Raw genomic sequence first — 615 nt, 5'->3', positions numbered from 1 at the left:
CTAAACACCGACTCCGAGCAAGAAGGCGAAGTGTACATGGGCTGCGCTGGTGGTATCGATGGTGCGATGACTTTTGACATCAAACGCGACGCGATCCCTACTGGCTTTGTGACTCGTCAGCTAACCTTGAAGGGTTTAAAAGGCGGTCACTCTGGTTGTGATATCCACACTGGTCGTGGTAATGCCAACAAACTGCTTGGCCGATTCCTAGCGGGCCATGCACAAGAGTTGGATCTTCGCTTGGTTGAATTCCGTGGTGGTAGTTTGCGTAATGCTATTCCTCGCGAAGCTTTCGTAACAGTTGCTGTTCCTGCTGAAAACCAAGAGAAACTTGCAGAGCTTTTCAACTACTACACTGAGCTATTAAAAGCAGAGCTTGGCAAAGTAGAAACGGGTATTGTGACGTTCAATGAAGAGATCGTAACCGAATCACAAGCTTTCACCGCGGCGGACCAACAACGCTTTATTGCTGCTCTCAACGCATGTCCAAATGGCGTGATGCGCATGAGCGACGAAATTGAAGGTGTGGTTGAAACGTCACTGAACGTTGGCGTTATCACAACAGAAGAGGACAAAGTAACCGTACTTTGCCTAATTCGCTCTTTGATTGATTCT

Annotated in this window: 1 protein-coding gene; it reads left to right on the top strand. The window is 48.0% G+C overall.

The annotated features are described in order from the left end of the window. A partial coding sequence (locus R8O11_RS29130) for a peptidase dimerization domain-containing protein (RefSeq protein WP_318195111.1) occupies positions 1-615 on the top strand: 615 nt, incomplete at both ends.

It is taken from the genome of Vibrio sp. 1288, assembly GCF_033344475.1.
Note: the sequence above shows the minus strand (reverse complement) of the source record. Positions and strands in the feature narration are given on the sequence as shown.